The sequence below is a fragment of the Pseudoxanthomonas sp. CF385 genome, assembly GCF_900104255.1.
Taxonomy (GTDB): Bacteria; Pseudomonadota; Gammaproteobacteria; order Xanthomonadales; family Xanthomonadaceae; genus Pseudoxanthomonas_A.
Map to the genome: position 1 here is coordinate 273,713 of NZ_FNKZ01000003.1, position 20,707 is coordinate 294,419.

Sequence of the window (20,707 nt, forward strand, 5' to 3'; positions counted from 1 at the left end):
TCGTCCTGTTACCAGGTCAGACGCGCGCTGACGAACAGTGTGCGCGGCGGCGTGTAGCTGTTCACACCGTTGCCCGTCGTCACGAAGCTGGTGTCGGGATCGTAAACGCCACCCGTGCCCCATGTCGTGCGGTACGAGTTGAAATTCTCCTCGTTCAGCACGTTGATCATGTCCGCCCGCACCTCGAAGCCCATGTCTTCGGCGATGTCGAAATGCTTGGACAGCGACAGGTCGAGCTGCTTGGTGCCGAACGTACCCGGTGCATCCGTGGCGACGATCAGCGGCGGTACCGCCGTGGCCGAGCCGTACTCCCACCAGCCCACGACAGCATTGATCGGCGGCGGGGTCGCCAGCGTCACCTTCGCCGACGCGGTGAAACCCCACGGAAGATCGTAGATACCGGTCAACACCAGGCGATGACGCGGAGTCGCACGCAGGTCGATGAACGGATAATCCCGAATCGTCGCAGCGTCGAAGGAGTAGTGCTCGTCGCCGCCGCGATTGCCTCGCGCACGCGAGAACGTATAGGCCGCCGTGAAGCCCCAGCCGGACTCCTCGGTGTACGGCTTGTCGGCGGACAGCAACAGCTGCGTGGTCTTGGTCTCGATGCCGTTGTCGCCCAGGATCAGAGAACCGAAGCCCGGCGGATTGTGTTCCCACGGCTGGGCGATGTCGTTCGCGTTCCAAGACGGTGCGCCATAGAAGGCGCCATTCGGATAGCGGTTGCCCAAGGTAAAGACGAAGCCTTCCTTACTGTGGACATAGGCGACGGTCGCCGACGTGTTCCATTCGCCGATCGTCCCGCGGATACCCAACGAGTACTGGTCGGAGTACGGCGTGACCAGGTCGTTGTTGAGCAGGTCGATCTCGCCGTTGCGCACGTTCGACGTGACCAGCGAATACAGTTCATCGATACCGTTGAGGAAGCGGGGGTCCCAGTTCACGCAGGTGCCGGCTGCCGGCGTGCAGCCGGAGCTCTCGACGAAGTTGATTTCGTAGCCGGACAGCGCGGACTTGACCTGCTCGAGGCCCATGTAGTCGAACAGGTTGCGGTCGTAGCTACGACCCGCGCCACCGAAGACCACCCAGCGCTCGTCCCCGGTGAGGTCGTACGAGAAGCCCAGGCGCGGCGCCCAGTTGTTCTTGTCCGCCTTGCGGTTGTTGCCGGTGCCGATGTAATCCTCGATGTTGACGCCACCCGCGCGGAGCTGGTCCGCGTAGATGCCGCCCGAGTTACTACCCGTGCCCGGCCCGTACAGCGCGGCCAGCACTTCGGTCGGCGTCTGGAAGTCCAGGTAGGACGGGATTTCCTCGTAGTCCCAGCGAATGCCGAGGTTCAACTGCAGGCGATCGGTGACGTCCCAATCGTCCTGGATGTAGATGCCGTACTGCTTGGCTTTCGTCGTGACGATCGGAGACGCGCCTTCGAACGGCGCATTGAAATTGACCTGGTAGGGAATGGCGTTCGTGCCGACCGGCAGGTAAGGACTCGGCCCCAGCGAGCCGTCGTTCACCGAATAGCGGAACGTCGGGTTGATCGCCGAGTTCTCGCTCTGGGTCAACTCGACGGACTTGAACTTTGCACCGACCTTGATGACGTGGTCGCCCATCCACTCGAAGGAGTTGAACGTCAGGTCATTCTGGAAAGCCGGACCCTTCTGGCCCTTGCGCTGGATCGAGAGGCTGCTGGTCGAGTCACTGATGATGAGCGTGTCGGCCTCGACCAGGCCGCGCGTATAGATGGACTGGTTGCCGATGGTGTACGCCGCCGGATTGAACAATGCATCTTCGTAGGTGACGCGCGCTTCGTTAAGGAACGTCTCACCGTAGTGCAGCCAACGCAAGTCGTAGCGCTTGTCGGTGTTGAAGTTCACCTTGGCCGCGCTGTTGGTCGTCCTGTCGCCTGCGCCGGTCAGGCCCTCTTCATCACGGACCTTCGCAGAGAGCTCGAGGCGGTCGTTGTCGCCCACGTCCCAACTCAACTTGCCGAAGTAGAGATCCTCATTGAAAGGCTCGGTGGTCGGGCCCAGCTGCTGCCGGATCCGATCAGGCAGGAAGGGCTCGAACGAGGTCCACTGAGTGGGGGCCGCGACCGGATTGACGTTGAGGACGAAATCCTTCGCTTCGTAGCTGAAGAAGAAGTGCATCTTGTCCTGGATGATCGGACCGCCCAGGGCGAAGCCGTACTCGTTCTGCTTGGTCTTGTCCTTTTCCTGGCCGGCCGCGACTTCGCTCACCGTCCGCTGGCGCATCGAGGTATTCGTGTAGCGCGTGAAGAGCTCACCCTTGAACTCGTTCGTGCCCGACTTGGTCTGGGCGATGATCGCCGCCGAACCCACCTGGTCGAACTCGGCCTTGTAGTTCGAGGTCACGACCTTGTATTCGCCAATGGCGAGCTGCGGGAAGGGATTCCCTCGGCTCTGGTCCTGGCCGGACACGCCGCCGGTCAAGACATAGTTCTTCTGGCCGACGCCGTCGATGTAGACGTTGATGGCGCTGGTCTTCTGCGCACCGCCACGCAACTTGGACTGGCCGCTCGAATCGGTCTCGAACTGCATGCCGGGCACGGTATCGGCGAACTCGAGGAAGTTGCGCGTGAGCTGCGGAATGGTGTTGATCTGCTTCAGCGACACGTTGGTGCCGACTTCAGAGGTCTTGACTTCCTGCAGCGGCGGCGCCGACACGCGGACGGTGTCCAGCGTGGTCGCGTCGCCTGCGGGTGCCGCGGGCGCGTCACCGGCGAGATCCAGGCTGACCGAGGTCGCGACCTGCAGGGTGACGGTGCGTTCGGTGCCACCGGACGTCACCTTGTAGGTGCCCGGTGCCAGGCCGACGAGCGCGTAGCTGCCATCGGCGGTCGCCGTCACCTGGCGCTTGGTGCCGGTGGCGGTGTTGACGGCGGTGACCTGCGCGCCGGCATCGGCCTTGCCGCGCAGCGTGGCATTCGAGGACTGCGCGATGGCATGGCCGCTTGCAATGACCAGCACGCTGGCGAGCGCACAGGTCAGTAGCTTGCGCTTGGGTTGATAGGTGGAACGGTTGCGATGCTTCATTGGCTCTCTCCCTCCAAAAAGTTGTTTCATTGCGGGCCGGCTTGATGCCGCCTGTAATCGGTTACAAGCCCGCCCAAAAAAAAGCGGGTGCCTCTCTCGCTATTTCTTCGCCTGGGGCACCGCTCCGATGCTCGATTCCCGCACGATCAGTTCGGGAACCAGCGTCGCCGACGGCGCCACGCGCTCGCCGTCGGAATCAATCGTGTCCAGCAGCCGGCTCATCGCCTGTCCACCGAGCTCGGCAATACTGACCCGCATCGTGGTCAAGGTCGGGTGAACGAAGCGCGCCAACGGAATGTCGTCGAAGCCCGCCAGCGCCACGTCCTGCGGCACGCGCACGCCGGCCTCGTTGAATGCGTACAGACAGCCGAGCGCCGTCATGTCGTTGGCGGCGAACACGGCCTGCGGCCGCTCCTTCGCCTGAGCGATGCGCTTGCCGGCTTCGTAGCCGGCGGATTCGCTGAAGTCGCCCGCGAATTCCTGCGGCGTCGCGCCCGGCACGAAGCGCGCGAGCGCGTCGCGATACCCGCGCAGGCGTTCACGCGCATCGAAGTTGCCTTCCGGTCCGCCGATGAAGGCGATGCGCTGGTGGCCGGCCTGCGCCAGATGCTCGACCATCGCCACGGCGGCGCTGTAGTTGTCGATCGTCAGCGCCGGATAGGCGGCTTCCTGCACATCGGTGTTGATCAGCACCACCGGCAGCGACGACGGCAGGTTGTCGACGAGGAAACCGGGTTGGTCGGTGTAGGGCGAAAGCACCAGCAGGCCGTCCACGCGGCCACGCATGGCGCGCAGGGCTTCGCCTTGCTCCTCGGGATGGCCGTGGTAGCTCGACACGAGCAGGTGCTGGCGGCGCGCACGCGCCACCTGGTCGATGCCGCGGATCAGTTCAGAGAAGAACTCGCCGTAGAGATCGGGCAGCACGACGCCGATGGTCTGGGTGCGACGGCTGCTGAGGCTGCGGGCGGCGGCGTGGGGCTGGTAGCGCAGGCGGTCGGCGGTGGCCAGGACCTGCTGGCGCACGGCTTCGGCGACATTCTCATGTCCATTCAAGGCACGCGACACGGTCGCCACGGAAACCCGTGCCTCACGTGCGACATCCTTGATGGTGACCGAGGTTCGCGCCATTCCCCGCCCCTCCGCGGTGATGACTGCTACAAGTGGCGCGGACTGTAACCGTTTTCACGGAAACGTGTAAAGCCCGCGTTATTCCATCGCGAAAACGCCTGAAATTCAGGCACTTGCGGATACACGCAGGTATCCGCAAGTATTTTGCGTTGCAGCATATTCACGCCTGCTGCTGCACCTCACATTTACTTGTTCGCCACCTCGAAGGCGACTTCGCGCGTCGCATCCGAACTGCCACCGACGAACACGGTGAACCTGCCCGGCTCGACCACGCGCTGCATGCGGTCGTCCAGCATCGACAGGTCGTCGAAGCCGAGCGCGAAGGTGACGACCTTCGATTCGCCGGGCTTCAACGCCACGCGCTGGAAGCCGCGCAACTGCTTCACTGGCCGGGTGACGCTGGCCACGTCGTCACGCACATACAGCTGCACGACCTCGTCGCCTGCCCGCTTGCCGGTGTTGGTGACCCGCACGCTGACCTGTTGGGCGAGCGCGGACGGCGCGAGCGTCTTCTTCGACACGACCGGTGCGTCGTAGCGGAACGTGGTGTAGCTCAGGCCATGGCCGAACGCGTACAGCGGCGTCCACGGCACGTCGAGGTACTTGCTGGTGTACTTCTCTTCCTCGCGCGGCGGACGGCCGGTGTTCTTGTGCGCGTAGTAGATCGGCACCTGGCCGACGTTGTGCGGGAAGGTCACCGGCAGCTTCGCGGACGGGTTGACGTCGCCGAACAGCACGTCGGCGATCGCGGGGCCACCCTCCACGCCCGGGAACCAGGCTTCGAGGATCGCAGGCACCTTGCCCTTCAATCCGCCGATCGACAGCGGGCGGCCGTTGAGCAACACGAGGGCGACCGGTTTGCCGGTCGCGGCGACGGCGAGCGCGAGCTGCTCCTGCACGCCCGGCAGGTCGAGCGTGGTGCGGTTGTTGGCTTCGGCGCTCATGTCCGGGTGTTCGCCGAGGAACATCACCACGGCGTCGGCCTGCTTCGCGGCGGCGACGGCATCGGCGAAGCCTGACGTGTCCTGGCTGTCGATGTCGGCGCCCTTGGCCACGACGAGCCGGGTCTTGTCGCCCAGCGCCGCCTTCAGGCCTTCCAGCGGCGTGATCGCGTCTTCCTCGCGTCCCGCGACCGCCCAGTTGCCGAGCATCGCGCGACGATGATCGGCCAACGGGCCGATCACCGCCAAGGTGCGGACGGACTTCGACAGCGGCAGCACGTTGCCTTCGTTCTCCAGCAACACCATCGACTTCTGCGCCATCCGGCGTGCGGCGGCGCGGTGATCCGGCGTCAGCGTCAGCGCGCGCTCGCGCGCGCCATCGGCGGTGCAGGAACGGTAGGGATCGTCGAACAGGCCCAGCCGGTACTTCGCGTTGAGCACGCGGCGCACCGAGGCATCCACCTCGGCCATCGGCACGTGACCGGCCTTGACGGCGGCCGGCAGGTCCTTGACGTAGATCTGGCTGACCATGTCCACATCGACGCCCGCGCGCAGGCCGAGCGTGCCGGCCTGCTCCGGATTCGCCGCCACGCCGTGCGGCATCAGTTCCATCACGCCGGTGTAGTCGCTGACGAGCAGGCCGTCCCAGCCCCACTCCTTGCGCAGCAGGTCCTGGATCAACGGCCGGTGCGCGTGCATGGGCACGCCGGCGATCTCGTTGAACGAGGCCATGATCGATTGCGCGCCCGCGTCGACGGCCGCCTTGAACGGTGGCAGGTAGACCTCGTGCAGGGTGCGTTCGGAGATGTCGGCCACGTTGTAATCGCGACCGGCTTCGGCCGCACCGTAGGCGACGAAATGCTTGGCCGTGGCCAGCACCGCATCCGGCTTGCGCAGGTCATCGCCCTGGAAGCCGCGCACGCGCGCCGCCGCCAGGACCGAGCCCAGATAAGGATCTTCGCCCGCGCCTTCCACGATGCGGCCCCAGCGCGGATCGCGGGCGATGTCGACCATCGGCGCATAGGTCCAGTGGATGCCGTGCGCCGCCGCCTCGACCGCGGCGATGCGCGCGGCATGTTGGACTTCATCCGGATCGAAGCTCGAAGATTCGCCCAGCGGCACCGGGAAGACGGTCCGGTGGCCGTGGATCACGTCGTACCCGAACAGCAGCGGGATGCCGAGCCGGGATTCCTCCACCGCGATCTTCTGCAGACGGCAGGTCAGCGCAGCGCCCTGGGTGCCCAGGTAGGAGCCGATCTCGCCGCGGCGGATCTGGTCCTCGTTGCCCGCCATCGCGGCCGGGCCGGTGTTGTTGCCGACGCCCGGCGGCTGGTTCAGCTGGCCCAGCTTCTCCTCGACCGTCATCTTCGCCAGCAGGGCGTCGACGAACGCGGTTTCGGCCGGGGTGGCATAGACCGGCGGCTTGGCCGCGACGGGGGCGGCAAGCAGCGCGGCCAGCAGGCCGACCCGCAGGGGTGTGGGAGCAAGGGGGTGGTGGTTACGGGTCATGGCGCCCTCCCGGCGATACGAAAGGGGGCGAATGTAAACGTTTTCACAGCGCACTGCATGCCGCAGTGCCGGAAAACGCGACCCGGCTCAGCCCGCCTCGTCCGGGGTCCGGGCCTCGATGGCCAGCGCGTGGATGTCGGTCTGCATCATCTCGCCCAGGGCGGCATAGACCGCGCGGTGGCGGGCCAGCGGCGGCTTGCCGGCGAACACCGGGCTGACGACCCGTACGGTGAAATGGCCACGCCCATCGCGGGCACCCTCGTGCCCGGCATGCTTGTGGCTGTCGTCCACCACCGCCAGCGCGACCGGCTGCAGGGCCTCCTGCAGCGCCGCGCGGATGCGCTCGATCCGGGTCACGGCAGGACCTTGCGGAACGGGCGCACGTCCACCCGGGCATAGACCCCGGCCGCGACATACGGGTCCGCGTCGGCCCAGGTCCGCGCCTCCTCGAGGGAGTCGAACTCGGCGATCACGATGCTGCCGCTGAAACCGGCCGGGCCCGGATCCTCGGCATCGATGGCCGGACAGGGGCCGGCCAGCAGCAGGCGCCCTTCGTCGCGCAGGGCCGTCAGCCGGGCCAGATGGGCCGCGCGGGCCTCCAGGCGCTTGGTCAGGACGTCGGCCGCGTCATGGCCTTCAATGGCATACCACATGGTCTTCACTCCCGAGTCGAAGCCTGAATTGTACGTGCGCCTCCGCCGTACGGCGCTGGACACGGTCCCGGCCAGCGCTTACCCTGTCTTCCATTGCACGGCCGGAAGCAGCGGCCCGTCCAGGGGAGGCACCGGCCACCACGGTCCGCCCACCCCTCCACGGGGACACCGGGACGTTCGATTCGCTGCCCCCACCCGCCCGCGCCCGACGACCTCTCGCTGTCCGCCCCCGCGGCCCCCGCGGTGTGCATTGCTGGTTGCTTTAAGGGAAGCGTTCGCCCTGCGACGCATGATGTTGTTAGCGCATTGCCGGAACCGCGCCGCCCCTGCCGCGCGCCCTACGCATGCCGAGGCTGTGATTAGCACGATGGCTGTTTCTTGATGAGCCCAGAACTCGCGTCCGACGCGACTCCGTCCAACCCGTCCACGCATCCGCAGCAGCAGGAAATGCCGCTGGCGGTCGTGCATGGGCAGCCGGTGCTGCAGATCCCGCAGGACCTGTACATCCCGCCGGACGCGCTGGAAGTCATCCTCGACGCCTTCGAGGGCCCGCTCGACCTGCTGCTGTACCTGATCCGCCGGCAGAACCTGGACATCCTGGACATCCCCGTCGCCGAGATCACCCGGCAGTACGTGGACTACATCAATGTGATGCAGGAGCTGCGGTTCGAGCTGGCGGCCGAGTACCTGGTCATGGCCGCCATCCTGGCCGAGATCAAATCGCGCATGCTGTTGCCGCGGCCGGTCTCCGAGGAAGGCGACGAAGGCGACCCGCGCGCCGAGCTGGTGCGCCGCCTGCAGGAATACGAACGCTTCAAGCAGGCCGCCGAGGACCTGGACGCCCTGCCCCGCCAGGACCGCGACACCACGCCGGTGAGCGCGGACGTGCCCGACCGCGCGGCGGTGAAGCTGCCGCCGCCGGTGGAGTTGAAGGAAATGCTGCTGGCGCTGCACGACGTGCTCAAGCGCGCCGAGCTGTTCAGCGGCCACGCCATCCGGCGCGAGGCGCTCAGCGTGCGCCAGCGCATGGGCGATGTGCTGACGCGGCTGGAGGACGGCAAGTTCCACCGCTTCGAAAGCATGTTCACCGCCGAGGAAGGCAAGCTGGGCGTGCTGGTGACCTTCCTGGCCATGCTGGAACTGGCCAAGGAGCAGCTGCTCGACATCGTGCAGGAAGCGCCGCTCGCCCCGATCTACGTCAAGTCGCTGGCGCTGAACAACACCAACGAACCGCTGCAGTTCTCCAGCGAGTTCGACGACACCGACGCCGCCAACGACACCCCCTGACGCAGCCGGCCCCGCGCCCGCTGCCTGCCCGAACGACAGGACCGCATGGATCAATCGCTCATCAACCGCATCGTGGAGGCCGCCCTGATGGCGGCCACCCAGCCGCTGACGCTGGCGCAGCTGCATGGCCTGTTCCCAGAAGAGGAACCGGCGCCGGAAGGCAGCGTCGAAGCCGCCCTGCTGCAGCTGACCGACGCCTGCGCCGACCGCGGCGTGGAACTGGTCGAAGTGGCGTCCGGTTATCGCTATCAGGTCAAGGCCGACGTGCACGGCTGGGTCGCCCGGCTCTGGACGGAGCGCAAGACCAAGTACACCCGCGCCACCCTGGAGACGCTGGCCCTGATCGCATACCGCCAGCCGATCACCCGCGGCGAGATCGAACAGGTCCGTGGCGTGGCGGTGAGCAGCAACATCATCCAGGCGCTGGAAGAGCGCGAATGGATCCGCGTGGTCGGCCATCGCGACGTGCCGGGCAAGCCGGCGCTGTTCGGCACCACCAAGGGTTTCCTGGATTATTTCGGGCTCAAGCGCCTGGACGAACTGCCGCCGCTGTCCGAACTCAGGGACATCGGCGAACTGGAACCGCAGCTGCCGCTGGACGGCGCACCGCTGCCGGTCAGCATCGCCAGTGGCGATGCCCCGGTGGACGGGCATGAAGATGATGCCGGCAACGGCGATGACGATATCGCCGCGTCGGACGACGACGGCGACAACGAAGACAACGCATCGGACGAGACCGGCGAAGACGCCGGCGATGCCGATGACTCCCACCCCCAAGATGACGACGCCGCTGCTTCCGACGAGGAAGACCGGGCACCGTCGGAGCAGAAGCAATGAGCAACACCCCGAAGAAAACCACGCTGGGCAAGCTGTCCCTGAAGCGTGAGAGCGCGCCGGTCGAAGCGGCACGCCTGGAAGAGCGCCTGCACAAGGTGCTGGCGCAGGCCGGGCTCGGCTCGCGCCGTGCGCTGGAACAGCGCATCGCCGATGGCCTGATCAAGGTCAATGGCGAAACCGCGCAGACCGGCCTGTCGATCAAGGCCGGCGACAAGATCGAGCTCGACGGCAAGACCTTCGTCGCCAGCGCGTTGACCGAACCGGCCCGCGTGCTGATCTACAACAAGCCGGAAGGCGAAGTCACCACCCGCGAAGATCCCGAAGGCCGTCCGACGATCTTCGAAGCGCTGCCCGCGCTGAAGGGCGCGCGCTGGATCGCGATCGGCCGCCTGGACATCAACACCACCGGCCTGCTGGTATTGACCACCGACGGCGAACTCGCCAACGCGATGATGCACCCGTCGTACGAAGTCGAGCGCGAGTACGTGGTGCGCGTGCGCGCGCCGGAAGGCCAGGAAAGCGTGCCGGACAACGTCGTCGACCGCCTGCGCCGCGGCGTGGCGCTGGACGACGGCCCGGCCAAGTTCGACGAGATCGAGCGCATCGGCGGCACCGACTCGCACGACTGGTTCCGCGTGGTCGTCAAGGAAGGCCGCAACCGCGAAGTGCGTCGCCTGTGGGAATCGCAGGGCTGCCAGGTCAGCCGCCTGAAGCGGGTGCGCTACGGCAAAGTCAGCCTGCCGCAGCCGCTGCTGCGCGGCCAGTCGCAGGAACTGGCCGACGCGCAGGTCGAGGCGCTGCGCAAGGATCTGGGTCTGGAAGACGGCGCGCCCGCCGCGCTCACGCTGCAGCCGGTCATCGGCCAGCGCAAGGCCTCCAAGTCCACCGTTCACCTGGGCGGCGGCCGCAGCGGCAGCGCCTACGTCAACGGCCACAACACGGCCGATGAAGGCCGCGAACTGCGCCGCTTCGATCACGTCCGCGAAGACCGCGGCCGCGGTCGCGGCAAGAAGCCGCACGGCGGCCTGACCGTCAGCGGCGAACAAGCGGCCAAGCAATCGCAGAAGCCGTTCAAGCAGCGCACGCCGAAGGGCCCGAAGCCGCTGCCGGATGGCAATCCCGCCGCGTTCCGTAGCTGGTACGTGCCGGACGGCGTGGACACCGGTCCTGCCGGTCATCGCAATGCCGGTCCCGGTGGTCCGAAGAAGCCCTACGGCGGCAAGCCCGGCGGGCGCCCCGGCGCGGGCGGCAAGCCCGGGAGTGCGGGCAAGCGCGGCCCCGGCGCAGGTGCCGGCGGCTTCGGTGGCGATCGCTTCGGCAACGACCGCGGCGGTGGCTTCGCCGCGGAGCGCGGCCCGCGGGGTGCGCAGGGCGCGGGTGCGGGTGCGGGCAAGCCGCAGCGCGCGGCGCGCCCGTACGGCCACCCCGGCAATGCGCCGAGCTTCCCCTCGGATCACGCGAATCCCGGCTTCAACCCCTACGGCCAGCAGCCCCGCGGTCCGCGTCCGCAGGGTCGTCCTGGTGGCGGCGGCAATCGGCCGCAGCATGCCGGGCCGCGTCCCGGTGGACGTCCTGCCGGCGGCCGCGGCCCGGGCGGACGCCCCGGTGGCGGAGGCCAGCGCGGTCCGCGCGGTGGCGGCCACGGTTGAGTGAAGCGAAGGCGCCCTCCGGGGCGCCTTTCTTCTTGCAGGCAGGGTGAGCCCGCTGGCTTCACCGTCGCTTCATGGCGACTCCGCACCTGCGCGGCACGTTGGACGCCCAAGGAAAACGGGCGTCCGCCTACATGCAGGAAACGACTTACGACGTCATCGTGGTGGGCGCCGGCTTCGCCGGTGTCGCCTGTGCGCAGGCGCTCGCACGGCACGGCGCACGCGTCTGCGTGATCGACCGCAAGCGCGACCTGGGCGAACGCCTCCACACGACCGGCATTCTCGTCGCCGAAGCCCTGCATCATCCCTGCCTCGCCGGACTGCCCGCCGCGCTCGTGCGCGCCGTGCCGCATGCGCGGCTGTACGCGCCCAGCCTCAGGAGCGTGCTGCTCGCCGCACCGGGCTACCGTTTCTACACCACGGACACACCCGCCCTGATGCGTTGGCTTGGCGAAGGCCTCGTGCAGCGCGGCATCGCACTGCGCCTGGGTACCCCGTTCCGCGATGGGGTGCGCGAAGGCGCGCACTGGCGGTTGCCGGGCATCGGTCGGACGCGCTGGCTGGTCGGCGCGGATGGCGCCAAGTCGCGAGTGGCTGCGCGCTTGGGATTGGGACAGGTGGACCGCTGGCTGCAGGGCGTCGAACACGAATTCGATGGCGTGGCCCTGCGCGAGCCGGATGCCCTGCACTGCTTCATCAGCAAGCGGTACGCGCCGGGTTACATCGGTTGGGTGGCGCAGACCCCGACCGGTGTGCAGGCCGGACTGGCGCGCCGGCATCTGCCCGGCTCGACCGCCGTGCCCGACATCGACGGCTTCCTCCGCCATACCGCCGCCATGACCGGACTCCCGGCATCGCGGCGTCCGGACAGCATCCGCGCCGGCCTGATCCCCTGCGGCGGACCGGTCCATCTCCGGCAGCGGGGCCGCGTCCTGCTCGCCGGCGATGCGGCGGGCATGGTGTCGCCGGTCACCGCCGGCGGCATCCACGCCGGGCTGCGCCATGGCAGCGCGGTGGGCGAGGCCATGGCGCGCCGCCTGCAGCACCCCGGCGAGGGCGATGTCCACGTCGCGACGGATGCCGTGCCGGCCTTCCGGACCAAGCGCGCGCTGCGCTGGGCCTTCGACCACGCGCAGTTCGATGCGCCATTCGACCTGGCGCTGAGGACGCCCTTCATGCGGCGCCTCGCCGAGCAGCTGTACTTCCACCAGCGCGGCCATGGGGTTCCGGAGCCGGACACGGGCGTTCCCGTGCAGCACGATTGAGTTCGATCAAGGCCGGCGTGGCGTCGTCGGCTACAATAGGCCGTTGATTCGATAGCCAAGACCCCCACATGTCCTCCGCGTTCGGCACCGAAACGGTGCTCGATGTCCGTCACTGGACGGACGCCTACTTCAGCTTCACCACCACCCGCGACGACGGCTTCCGCTTCGAGAACGGCCAGTTCGTGATGATCGGCCTGGAAGTGGACGGCAAGCCGCTGCTGCGCGCCTATTCGATCGCCAGCGCCAACTGGGAAGAGCAGCTCGAGTTCTTCAGCATCAAGGTGGCCAACGGCCCGCTGACCTCGCGCCTGCAGCACATCAAACCCGGCGACCGCGTGCTGATCGGGCGCAAGCCCACCGGCACCCTGTTGATCAGCGACCTGCACCCCGGCCGCCACCTGTACCTGCTGGGTACCGGCACGGGCCTGGCGCCCTGGCTGTCGGTGATCAAGGACCCGGAAACCTACGAGCGCTTCGACAAGGTGATCCTGACCCATGGCGTGCGCAGCGTGGACGACCTCGCCTATCGCGACTATTTCGAGAAGGAACTGCCGCAGCATGAGTTCCTCGGCGAGACCATCCGCGAGAAGCTGCTGTACTACCCCGCCGTGACCCGCGAGGATTTCCCGAACCGCGGGCGCCTGACCGACCTGATGGCCAGCGGCGAGATGATGGAGACGTTGGGTATCGAGGCGCTGGACGCGGAACACGACCGCGCCATGATCTGCGGCAGTCCGCAGATGCTGGCCGACTTCCGGACACTGCTCGATGGCCGCGGTTTCACGGCCGCGCCGCGCATCGGCACGGCGGGACAGTACGTGTTCGAACGCGCCTTCGTGGAGAAGTAGGTCCCGGCCCCGGCGAGACCGCCACCGGACCGCGCAACAGGTGCTACCCTCGCCCCAACGTCCTGGGGAGGACATGCGCATGATGCATCGCCTGTGGCTGGCAGCCCTGCTGGCCGTGAGTAGCTGTGCCCACGCCGCCGAATCGGTGCCGCAGCCCGGGATAGGCGAAACGCCACCCCCGATAGGCCTGAAGGATCGCGGCGGCAACGTCGTCGACCTCGGCGCCCTGCAGGGCAAGCTGGTGGTGGTGACGTTCTGGGCGTCGTGGTGCGGACCCTGTCGCCGCGAACTGCCGATGCTGGCCAAGGTGCAGGAGATCGTGGGTCGCGAGCACCTGGAAGTCATCGCGATCAACTTCAAGGAGCCACGGCGCGATTTCAACGCCGTCCTGCGCGCCAACAAGGATCAGCACCTCACCTTCGTGCACGACGAGCGGGGCGTGGTCAGCGATCGCTATGGCGTCACCGCCCTGCCCAACATGTTCATCATCGGCCAGGACGGCGTGATCGTGCAGAGGCATCGCGGCTATTCGGAGAATGTCCTGCAGTCCTTCATGCAGGAACTGCTCGAGCTGTTGCCGGAAGAAGCGCTGCAACGCGAAGTCCAGGCACCGTGACGCCTTCCCGTCCAGGCGCAGGCCTGCTTCTCCTGCTGTTCGTCGCCACGGCCATGCTCGGTGCCTGCCTGCCGGGAGGCGGGGATGCGCGCGCGCCGATACCGCAGGCGCTGGTGCCCGCCGACGGACCGGCCAGCCGCCTGGTCGTGGTGCTGCCCGGCCGCGGTGACGACATTGCCGCCTTGCGTGCCAGCGGCATCGCGCCTGCGGTGCAGGCCGCATGGCCGGACGCGGACGTGATGCTGACGGGCCTCGGATTCGCGTACTACATGCAGGGCCGCGCGCCGCAACGCCTGCACCAGGAAGTGATCGGGCCGGCCCGCCAGCGCGGCTACCGCGAGGTCTGGCTGGTGGGCGCCTCCATGGGCGGGATGGGCAGCCTGATGTACGACCGCGCCTACCCCGGTGAGGCGGACGGGCTGATCCTGCTGGCGCCGTATCTGGGAAAGCGGTCGCTCATCGATGAGATCCGCGCTGCCGGCCTGGCGCGGTGGCAGCCCGGGCCCGCACCCGCCGAAGTGGACGCCGACAACTACCAGCGCGAGCTCTGGCGCCACCTTCAGTCATGGCAGCACGACGCAGGACGTACGGGTAGCGTGTGGCTGGGCTATGGCGCACAGGACCGACTCGCGGGCGCCATGCCGCCGCTGGCGGAGCTGCTGCCGGAAGACCACGTGGTCGTGGTGGAAGGAGGCCACGCATGGAAGGTGTGGTCGCCCCTGACGCAACGCATGCTCGCTGCGGCGGGTCCTGCGCGATTGGATCAGCGCTCGCCGTAGCGCAACCACAGGGCCGCCGCTGTTTCATCGGCGAAGACCCGGGCGTCGAATCCGTGTTCGTTGGCCAACAGCCCGGCGAATTCCACCTGAGGCAGTTGCTCGGCATGGCGCTCGACGTAAGCGATGCGCACCGCCTCCATCCCCTGCCCCTGCATCGCCTGGATGAATTCCAGCAACTGTCCCGGCGGTGGCGGTTCGCCATCCATGTCGTCGACGACCAGCAGCGCCTTCGGGCGCGACCGGCGCACCTCTTCGGCGATCGTGCGCCAGTACGCCAGCGTCGTGTCCAGCGATCCGTTGACGCCCGTCGCCCAGGCGCGCAGCCCGTAGTCCGTCGTGGCGAACTCGATATGGAACAACGGACCGTCGGCCGCGCCGGGCACCGGTTTCACGCGAGCGCGCTGCGGACGTCGCCCGCGAGGGATTCCGGCGTATCGGTAGGGGCGTAGCGCTTGAGCACCCGGCCATCGCGACCGACCAGGAACTTGCTGAAGTTCCACTTGATCGCACTGATGCCCAGCAGCCCGCTCTTCTCCTGCTTCAGCCATTTCCACAACGGATGCGCGGCATCGCCGTTCACGTCGACCTTGGCGAACATCGGGAACGTCACGTCGTAGTTGAGCGAGCAGAAACTGCGGATTTCGGCTTCGTCGCCCGGCTCCTGGTGGCCGAACTGGTCGCAGGGGAAGCCCAGCACCACCAGCCCCTGCGGGCCGAACTCGCGCCACAGGGCTTCCAGTCCGGTGTACTGCGGGGTGAAGCCACACTTGGACGCGACGTTGACGATCAGCAACGCCTTGCCCTGGTACTCCGAGAGCGACCGCTCGCGGCCGTCGATGTCCTGGGCGGAAAAGTCGTAGGCAGTGGTCATGCGGGCTCTCCGGGAAAGGCGCTATCAGACACCGCCCGCGCGTGCAGGGCAAGGCACCGTGCAACGCGCCCGATGATCGGCTACCGTGGCCGCGCCACGGATCCAGGACGCTGCCCATGCAAGAAGCCGCCGATCCCGCCAGCCACGCCAATCTCTATATCCATGTCCGAATCCTGATGGGCATGGTCGTCGGCCTGGGCCTCACGCACCTGCTGCGCCACGTGGCGCGCCTGGTGGAACGGCCGAACGCGCACCGCATCTACGGCGTGCACCTGGTCTGGGCCGCCTTCATGTTCGTCTACCTGCTGCATTTCTGGTGGTGGGAATTCAGCCTGTCCCGCCAGGCGCACTGGAATTTCAGCCTTTACCTCTACATCACGCTGTATGCGCTGCTGCTGTACCTGCTGTGCGCCCTGGTATTCCCGGAATCGCTGCCGGAAGGCGGCGGCTACCGCGAGTACTACTACGGGCGCCGGCGGTGGTTCTTCGGCCTGTTGGCCCTGATGTTCGTCGTCGACGCAGGCGACACCCTGATCAAGGGCACCGCCTATGCGCAGCAGTTAGGTACCGAGTACTGGGTCCGCAACGGGGCCTATGTGGCCGGCAGCCTGGTGGCGGCCACGACGCGGAACCCCCGCTTCCATGGCGCGTTCGCCGTGGTCGCGCTGCTGTACGAACTGGGCTGGATCTGGCGCCGCTACGAGATCCTGATGTAGCGCTCCGCTCCGGCCCGGGCGCTCACCGCACGGGCTGCAGCTTCACCGGCGTGGTGAAGGGGCCGATGCCCAGTGCCTCGTGGATCTCCGCCGGGTAGTACGCCTGCCCGCCCTTGATCACCAGCGCCAGCTTGCGCACGTCGGCGATGTCCGTCGTCGGGTCGCCATCCACCAGCACCAGGTCCGCGCGCTTGCCGGGCGTGATGGAGCCCGCCTCCTCCAGCGTGCGCGAGTACTTGGCGCCGTTCCAGGTCGCCACCTGCAGCACCTGCGCGGGCGTCAGGCCGGCCTGCACGTACAGTTCCAGTTCTCGCTGGAGGGTGAAGCCGGGCAGTTCGTCGGTCCCCGCGACGATCGGCACGCCGGCCCGGTACATGCGCCCCGTGAATTCCACCAGCTTGTCGAAGCTGCGCTTGTAGCGCGCACCGGTCTCGTCGTCCTTGATGTCCATCTCCGCCGCACGCCGGCCGCGCTGCACGTCCGGCGGCAGGTGGTCGGCGATATCCGCCACGATCGGCGACAGCTGTCCTTCGCGCTGGTGGAAGAATTCGAACGTCGCCAGCGTGGGATCGATCACGATCTGCTTCTTCGCCAGTTCCGCGATGAAGTCCTGCACCGGCTTGCTGTCGAGGTCCAGGCCATCGGTCTTCTCCGCGACCAGGTAGAAGCGCGCCAGCGTGCGCGTGTCGGTCTCGGGGGTGACGAAGAAGTTCAGCAGCAGCTGGTTGATGTGCTGGATCTCGTCATAGCCCTGTTCCACCACGTCCTGCGCGCGCAGGAAGGCGGGCACGTGGCCGCTGACCCGCAGGCCGCGCTGGTGCGCGTACGCGGTGGTGTCGCGCAGGATCGCCTTCGGGAACGAGTTGTAGATCTTGATCTGCGGGTAACCGTGGTCGGCATACCAGTCGATGGCCCGCTTCGCGCCGGCCAGGTCCTTCACCACGAACCCGTTGCGCGCGGAGTGCTCGCCTTCCCCTTCGATGAACCCTGCCGGGATGATCCGGGGAAGCAGCAGGGAGCCGTCCTTCTCCTGCCCGATCAGTTCCTGCAGGGTCCCGTTGTCGTTGCCCATGTCCCGCACGCTGGTGACGCCCGCCGCGATCTGGAGCCCGCCATCCCAGCCACCGACGTGCGCATGCATGTCGAAGAGCCCCGGCAGCAGCACGCGGTTGCCCGCGTCCACCACCGCGTCGGCGGCGACCTTCGACCCGCCCACGGGCGACACCGACAGGATCCTGCCGTCGCGCACGACCACGTCCGACGCCGCGCCCAGCACCGCCCGCTCGCTGTCGAAGACCCGCGCGTTGCGGATCAGCGTGGTGCCCGGCAACGGATGCGCCAGGCGTTGCTGCATCGCCACCAGCGCCTCGCGTTCGGCGGTCTTCTGGCGTGTTTCCAGCGCGTTGGCGCTGCCCTGCCAACCGTCTTCGATCAGCTGGAGGAAGCCCGGATAGATGAAGGCGAACATGCGCGGTTCGGCGTCGCGCGTCACCCACACGAACGACGGCGTGAAGCCGATGCCGGTCAACGCCAGCAGGTCGACCGTGCGCGACTGCGCACCGCTGCGGATGTCCATCGATGCGAGCTTGCGTTGCGTCAGCGTGCCGCTCGGCACCAGCGGCAACCGGCCGTCCGGGCGCTTGGCCAGCGCCGCCAGTGCGACGGACGTCGTGGCCGGCGTACCGCCGAGAGGCGTGTACAGCGCCGTACCGGTGAAGGCATGCGTGCCGCTGTCGGACGTGCTCTTCCACTGGCCGCGATCGCCGTCACGGCTGAACGTCTCGTCCACCGGCGCGCCGAAGGTCGAGACTCCCTTCACCTGGTAACGCTGGAAGGTGCCGTCCGCGCCGAGCCGGTACTCCTCCTTCAGCTCCGGCCCGCGGCCGTTGTCCTTGAAGATGAAGTCCACCCGGGTGACGCCGTCATCGCCGGTGGTGACCGTCTGTTCGCCCGCCTTTTTTCCGCCATCCACCAGCGCGACGTACTTGAGGGTCTCGGCGGCCATCGCCGAAGGCGCCAGCAGCAGCGCGCAGCAGAAAGCAAGGACAGGCTTCACGGGACTCTCCGACAAGGGGCGCTCGAGGCATTCTGCCGCAGATTGACGGGCTTTCCGGGGGCATGCCCATGCCTTTCGTCATGGGTCCGGCCCCACCCCCTGGGTTACCCTTGGATGTCTACCCGTCAGGATGTCGTGCTACATGACCACCCGCCTCGCCATCGCGCTCGCCGCGACCCTCGGACTCGCCATGCCCGCCTACAGCCAGGCCGCCACGCCGGCCACCCAGGCCGCCCAGGCCGCCAATCCCTTCTTCGCCGAAAGCCCGCTGCCGCTGCACTACCCGCAGTTCGACAAGATCAAGGACAGCGATTTCGCACCCGCCTTCGATGCCGGCATGGCCGAGCAGCTGAAGGAAATGGACGCCATCGCCAACAACCCGGCCGCGCCCACCTTCGAGAACACCATCATCGCGATGGAGAAGAGCGGCCAGGTGCTGGACCGCGCCACCACCGTGTTCTTCAACCTGGTGGGGACCGACACCAACGACGCGCGCAACAAGCTGCGCGCGGACTACTCGGCCAGGTTCGCCGCCCACGGCGATGCCATCAGCCTGAATCCGAAGCTGTTCGCGCGCATCAAGGCGCTGTTCGAAAAGCGCAACGACCTGGGCCTGGACGCCGAGGGCGTGCGCCTGATCGAGCGTTACCACACCAGCTTCGTGCGCTCGGGCGCTAACCTCAACGACGCCGACAAGGCGACGCTGAAGACGATGAACGGCGAACTGGCTTCGCTGGCCACGACCTTCAGCGACAACGTGCTGAAGGACGTGAACGCCTCGGCCGTGGTCGTGGACGACGTGAAGCAGCTCGACGGCCTGACCGAAGCGCAGATCGCCACCGCTGCCGACGTCGCCAAGAAGCGCGGCCTGGAAGGCAAGTACGTGCTGACCCTGCTGAACACCACCGGCCAGCCGCCGGAATCGCAGTTGACCGACCGCGCGCTGCGCCAGCGCCTGCACGAGGCCTCGGTCGCGCGCGGCAGCCATGGCGGCGAATTCGACACCACCGCACTGGTCTCGCGCATCATGAAGTTGCGCGCCGACCGCGCGAAGCTGCTCGGCTATCCCAACCACGCCGCCTACGGCCTGGAAGACCAGACCGCGCGCACGCCGGAAGCGGTGAACGCGATGCTGGGCAAGCTGGCGCCGGCCGCCGTGGCCAACGCCAAGCGCGAGGCCGCCGACCTGCAGGCCATGATCGACCAGGAGCAGAAGGCCAAGGGCCAGCCGACCTTCGCGCTGGAACCGTGGGACTGGGCGTTCTACTCCGAGAAGGTCCGCGCCGCGAAGTACAACTTCGACGAGTCGCAGCTCAAGCCGTACTTCGAGATGAAGAACGTGCTGGAGAACGGCGTGTTCTTCGCCGCCAACCAGCTGTACGGCCTGACCTTCAAGGAACGCACGGACCTGCCGAAGTATCACGCCGACACCTGGACCTACGATGTGTTCAACGCCGACGGTTCGCCGCTGGCGATCTTCATCTTCGACCCGTACGCGCGCGACTCCAAACGCGGCGGCGCGTGGATGAACTCCTACGTGTCGCAGTCGGGCCTGAGCGGCGACAAGCCGGTGGTCGCCAACCACCTGAACGTACCGAAGCCGCCGGCGGGCGAACCCACGCTGATGACGTGGGACGAAGTGACCACCACGTTCCATGAGTTCGGCCACGCGCTGCACGGCATGTTCTCCGACGTGAAGTACCCGTACTTCAGCGGCACCAGCGTGCCGCGCGACTTCGTCGAGTACCCGTCGCAGGTCAACGAGATGTGGGCCGATTGGCCGTCGATCCTGGCCAACTACGCCAAGCACCACAAGACCGGCGAGCCGCTGCCGCAGGCGCTGCTGGACAAGGTGATCGCTGCTTCCAAGTTCAACGAAGGCTTCAAGACCACCGAGTACTTGGGCGCCGCGATGCTGGACCAGCGTTGGCACCAGATCACCGCCGACCAGGTCCCCGCCGCCGCCGGCGTGATGAAGTTCGAAGCCGCCGCGCTGACCGCCGACGGCATCAACTACGCACCGGTGCCGCCGCGCTACAAGACGCCCTACTTCAGCCACATCATGGGCGGTTACTCGGCCGGCTACTACGCGTACATCTGGTCCGAAGTGCTGGACGCCAACAGCGTGGAGTGGTTCAAGAGCCACGGTGGCCTGAAGCGCGAGAACGGCGACCATTTCCGTAAGACGCTGCTCTCGCAGGGCGGCAGCCAGGACGCGATGAAGTTGTTCCGCGACTTCGCCGGCCACGATCCGAAGATCGAGCCGCTGCTGGAGAAGCGCGGCCTGACGGCACCGGCAGCTGCGCCGGCGGCCAAGCAGGTCAAGTAAGCGACTTCCTCGTCGCCGGCCACGCCACCTTCGGGTGGCGTGGTTTTTTTTTGGCCCACGCAAACGCTCCACGTTGTCCACACCGGGTGTGGATGAGTACTGCACCAATCTGTGGATAAGCGTCGCGCGGCCTTGCCGGCCGGGGCTGTCAAGCGGCCTGGCGATTATTT

The 20,707-nt window shown here is 67.4% G+C and carries 16 protein-coding genes and 1 pseudogene; 9 read left to right on the forward strand and 8 right to left on the reverse strand.

All coding sequences use genetic code 11. The annotated features are described in order from the left end of the window. Positions 1–8: 8 nt before the first annotated feature. The 5 genes from BLT45_RS16660 to BLT45_RS16680 form a co-directional block, all read right to left on the reverse strand. Positions 9–3,053, reverse strand: coding sequence for a TonB-dependent receptor (locus BLT45_RS16660; protein ID WP_093303239.1), 3,045 nt, complete (start codon positions 3,051–3,053; stop codon positions 9–11). Between the two features lie 99 nt (positions 3,054–3,152). Further along, positions 3,153–4,181, reverse strand: coding sequence for a LacI family DNA-binding transcriptional regulator (locus BLT45_RS16665; protein WP_093303242.1), 1,029 nt, complete (start codon positions 4,179–4,181; stop codon positions 3,153–3,155). A 185-nt stretch (positions 4,182–4,366) separates the two neighbouring features. Further along, on the reverse strand, positions 4,367–6,631 hold the full coding sequence (bglX, locus tag BLT45_RS16670) for a beta-glucosidase BglX (RefSeq protein WP_093303245.1): 2,265 nt from the start codon (positions 6,629–6,631) through the stop codon (positions 4,367–4,369). Positions 6,632–6,718: 87 nt separating this feature from the next. After that, positions 6,719–6,988, reverse strand: a complete 270-nt coding sequence (locus BLT45_RS16675) for a BolA family protein (protein ID WP_093303249.1) — start codon at positions 6,986–6,988, stop codon at positions 6,719–6,721. Beyond that, a complete protein-coding gene (locus BLT45_RS16680) occupies positions 6,985–7,284 on the reverse strand; it encodes a YciI family protein (protein WP_093303254.1) in 300 nt (99 codons plus the stop codon). Before BLT45_RS16680 ends, BLT45_RS16675 begins: the two co-directional genes overlap by 4 nt. A 381-nt stretch (positions 7,285–7,665) precedes the next feature. Between BLT45_RS16680 and BLT45_RS16685 the strand changes: the two genes are divergently transcribed. From BLT45_RS16685 to BLT45_RS16715, 7 genes and pseudogenes are all read left to right on the forward strand, one after another. Next, on the forward strand, positions 7,666–8,571 hold the full coding sequence (locus BLT45_RS16685) for a segregation and condensation protein A (RefSeq protein WP_093303259.1): 906 nt from the start codon (positions 7,666–7,668) through the stop codon (positions 8,569–8,571). A 45-nt stretch (positions 8,572–8,616) separates the two neighbouring features. Then, a pseudogene (gene scpB, locus BLT45_RS16690) lies at positions 8,617–9,171 on the forward strand (SMC-Scp complex subunit ScpB); the annotation flags it as partial. Positions 9,172–9,404: 233 nt separating this feature from the next. After that, positions 9,405–11,057 (forward strand): pseudouridine synthase, encoded by a 1,653-nt coding sequence (locus BLT45_RS16695; RefSeq protein ID WP_093303264.1) that lies wholly within the window; start codon positions 9,405–9,407, stop codon positions 11,055–11,057. A 134-nt stretch (positions 11,058–11,191) separates the two neighbouring features. Beyond that, positions 11,192–12,322: an NAD(P)/FAD-dependent oxidoreductase gene (locus BLT45_RS16700; protein WP_093303517.1), complete on the forward strand. Its 1,131-nt coding sequence runs from the start codon at positions 11,192–11,194 to the stop codon at positions 12,320–12,322. Between the two features lie 68 nt (positions 12,323–12,390). Then, positions 12,391–13,170, forward strand: coding sequence for a ferredoxin--NADP reductase (locus BLT45_RS16705; RefSeq protein WP_093303269.1), 780 nt, complete (start codon positions 12,391–12,393; stop codon positions 13,168–13,170). 79 nt (positions 13,171–13,249) lie between these two features. Continuing rightward, the gene (locus BLT45_RS16710) at positions 13,250–13,786 is read left to right on the forward strand and encodes a TlpA disulfide reductase family protein (RefSeq protein ID WP_175455893.1); all 537 of its coding nucleotides are present in this window, start codon (positions 13,250–13,252) and stop codon (positions 13,784–13,786) included. Continuing rightward, positions 13,783–14,565, forward strand: a complete 783-nt coding sequence (locus BLT45_RS16715; RefSeq protein ID WP_093303276.1) for an alpha/beta hydrolase-fold protein — start codon at positions 13,783–13,785, stop codon at positions 14,563–14,565. The genes BLT45_RS16710 and BLT45_RS16715 overlap by 4 nt, the downstream gene beginning before the upstream one ends. On the opposite strand, the gene BLT45_RS16720 is transcribed toward BLT45_RS16715, so the two are convergent. After that, positions 14,550–14,957, reverse strand: coding sequence for a hypothetical protein (locus BLT45_RS16720; RefSeq protein WP_093303282.1), 408 nt, complete (start codon positions 14,955–14,957; stop codon positions 14,550–14,552). The genes BLT45_RS16715 and BLT45_RS16720 overlap by 16 nt on opposite strands. Further along, on the reverse strand, positions 14,954–15,436 hold the full coding sequence (locus BLT45_RS16725; RefSeq protein ID WP_093303286.1) for a glutathione peroxidase: 483 nt from the start codon (positions 15,434–15,436) through the stop codon (positions 14,954–14,956). Before BLT45_RS16725 ends, BLT45_RS16720 begins: the two co-directional genes overlap by 4 nt. Before the next feature lie 116 nt (positions 15,437–15,552). Between BLT45_RS16725 and BLT45_RS16730 the strand changes: the two genes are divergently transcribed. Beyond that, positions 15,553–16,152 carry a hypothetical protein gene (locus BLT45_RS16730; protein WP_093303289.1) on the forward strand — a complete coding sequence of 200 codons (600 nt, stop codon included), beginning with the start codon at positions 15,553–15,555 and terminating at the stop codon, positions 16,150–16,152. 22 nt (positions 16,153–16,174) lie between these two features. Here the strand turns inward: BLT45_RS16730 and BLT45_RS16735 are convergent, their stop codons facing one another. Further along, complete coding sequence (locus BLT45_RS16735; RefSeq protein WP_254771929.1) at positions 16,175–18,208, reverse strand: amidohydrolase family protein; 2,034 nt, start codon at positions 18,206–18,208, stop codon at positions 16,175–16,177. Positions 18,209–18,350: 142 nt separating this feature from the next. On the opposite strand from BLT45_RS16735, the gene BLT45_RS16740 reads away from it, so the two are divergent. After that, complete coding sequence (locus BLT45_RS16740) at positions 18,351–20,537, forward strand: M3 family metallopeptidase (protein ID WP_093303524.1); 2,187 nt, start codon at positions 18,351–18,353, stop codon at positions 20,535–20,537. Positions 20,538–20,707 lie beyond the last annotated feature (170 nt).

Bases quoted from the DNA above. Each gene is read 5' to 3' on its own strand.
- BLT45_RS16725 (WP_093303286.1), bottom strand. From the start codon at position 15,436: ATGACCACTGCCTACGACTTTTCCGCCCAGGACATCGACGGCCGCGAG.
- BLT45_RS16685 (WP_093303259.1), top strand. From the start codon at position 7,666: ATGAGCCCAGAACTCGCGTCCGACGCGACTCCGTCCAACCCGTCCACG.
- BLT45_RS16700 (WP_093303517.1), top strand. From the start codon at position 11,192: ATGCAGGAAACGACTTACGACGTCATCGTGGTGGGCGCCGGCTTCGCC.
- bglX (WP_093303245.1), bottom strand. From the start codon at position 6,631: ATGACCCGTAACCACCACCCCCTTGCTCCCACACCCCTGCGGGTCGGC.
- BLT45_RS16695 (WP_093303264.1), top strand. From the start codon at position 9,405: ATGAGCAACACCCCGAAGAAAACCACGCTGGGCAAGCTGTCCCTGAAG.
- BLT45_RS16705 (WP_093303269.1), top strand. From the start codon at position 12,391: ATGTCCTCCGCGTTCGGCACCGAAACGGTGCTCGATGTCCGTCACTGG.
- BLT45_RS16740 (WP_093303524.1), top strand. From the start codon at position 18,351: ATGACCACCCGCCTCGCCATCGCGCTCGCCGCGACCCTCGGACTCGCC.
- BLT45_RS16730 (WP_093303289.1), top strand. From the start codon at position 15,553: ATGCAAGAAGCCGCCGATCCCGCCAGCCACGCCAATCTCTATATCCAT.
- BLT45_RS16710 (WP_175455893.1), top strand. From the start codon at position 13,250: ATGATGCATCGCCTGTGGCTGGCAGCCCTGCTGGCCGTGAGTAGCTGT.
- BLT45_RS16665 (WP_093303242.1), bottom strand. From the start codon at position 4,181: ATGGCGCGAACCTCGGTCACCATCAAGGATGTCGCACGTGAGGCACGG.
- BLT45_RS16680 (WP_093303254.1), bottom strand. From the start codon at position 7,284: ATGTGGTATGCCATTGAAGGCCATGACGCGGCCGACGTCCTGACCAAG.
- BLT45_RS16660 (WP_093303239.1), bottom strand. From the start codon at position 3,053: ATGAAGCATCGCAACCGTTCCACCTATCAACCCAAGCGCAAGCTACTG.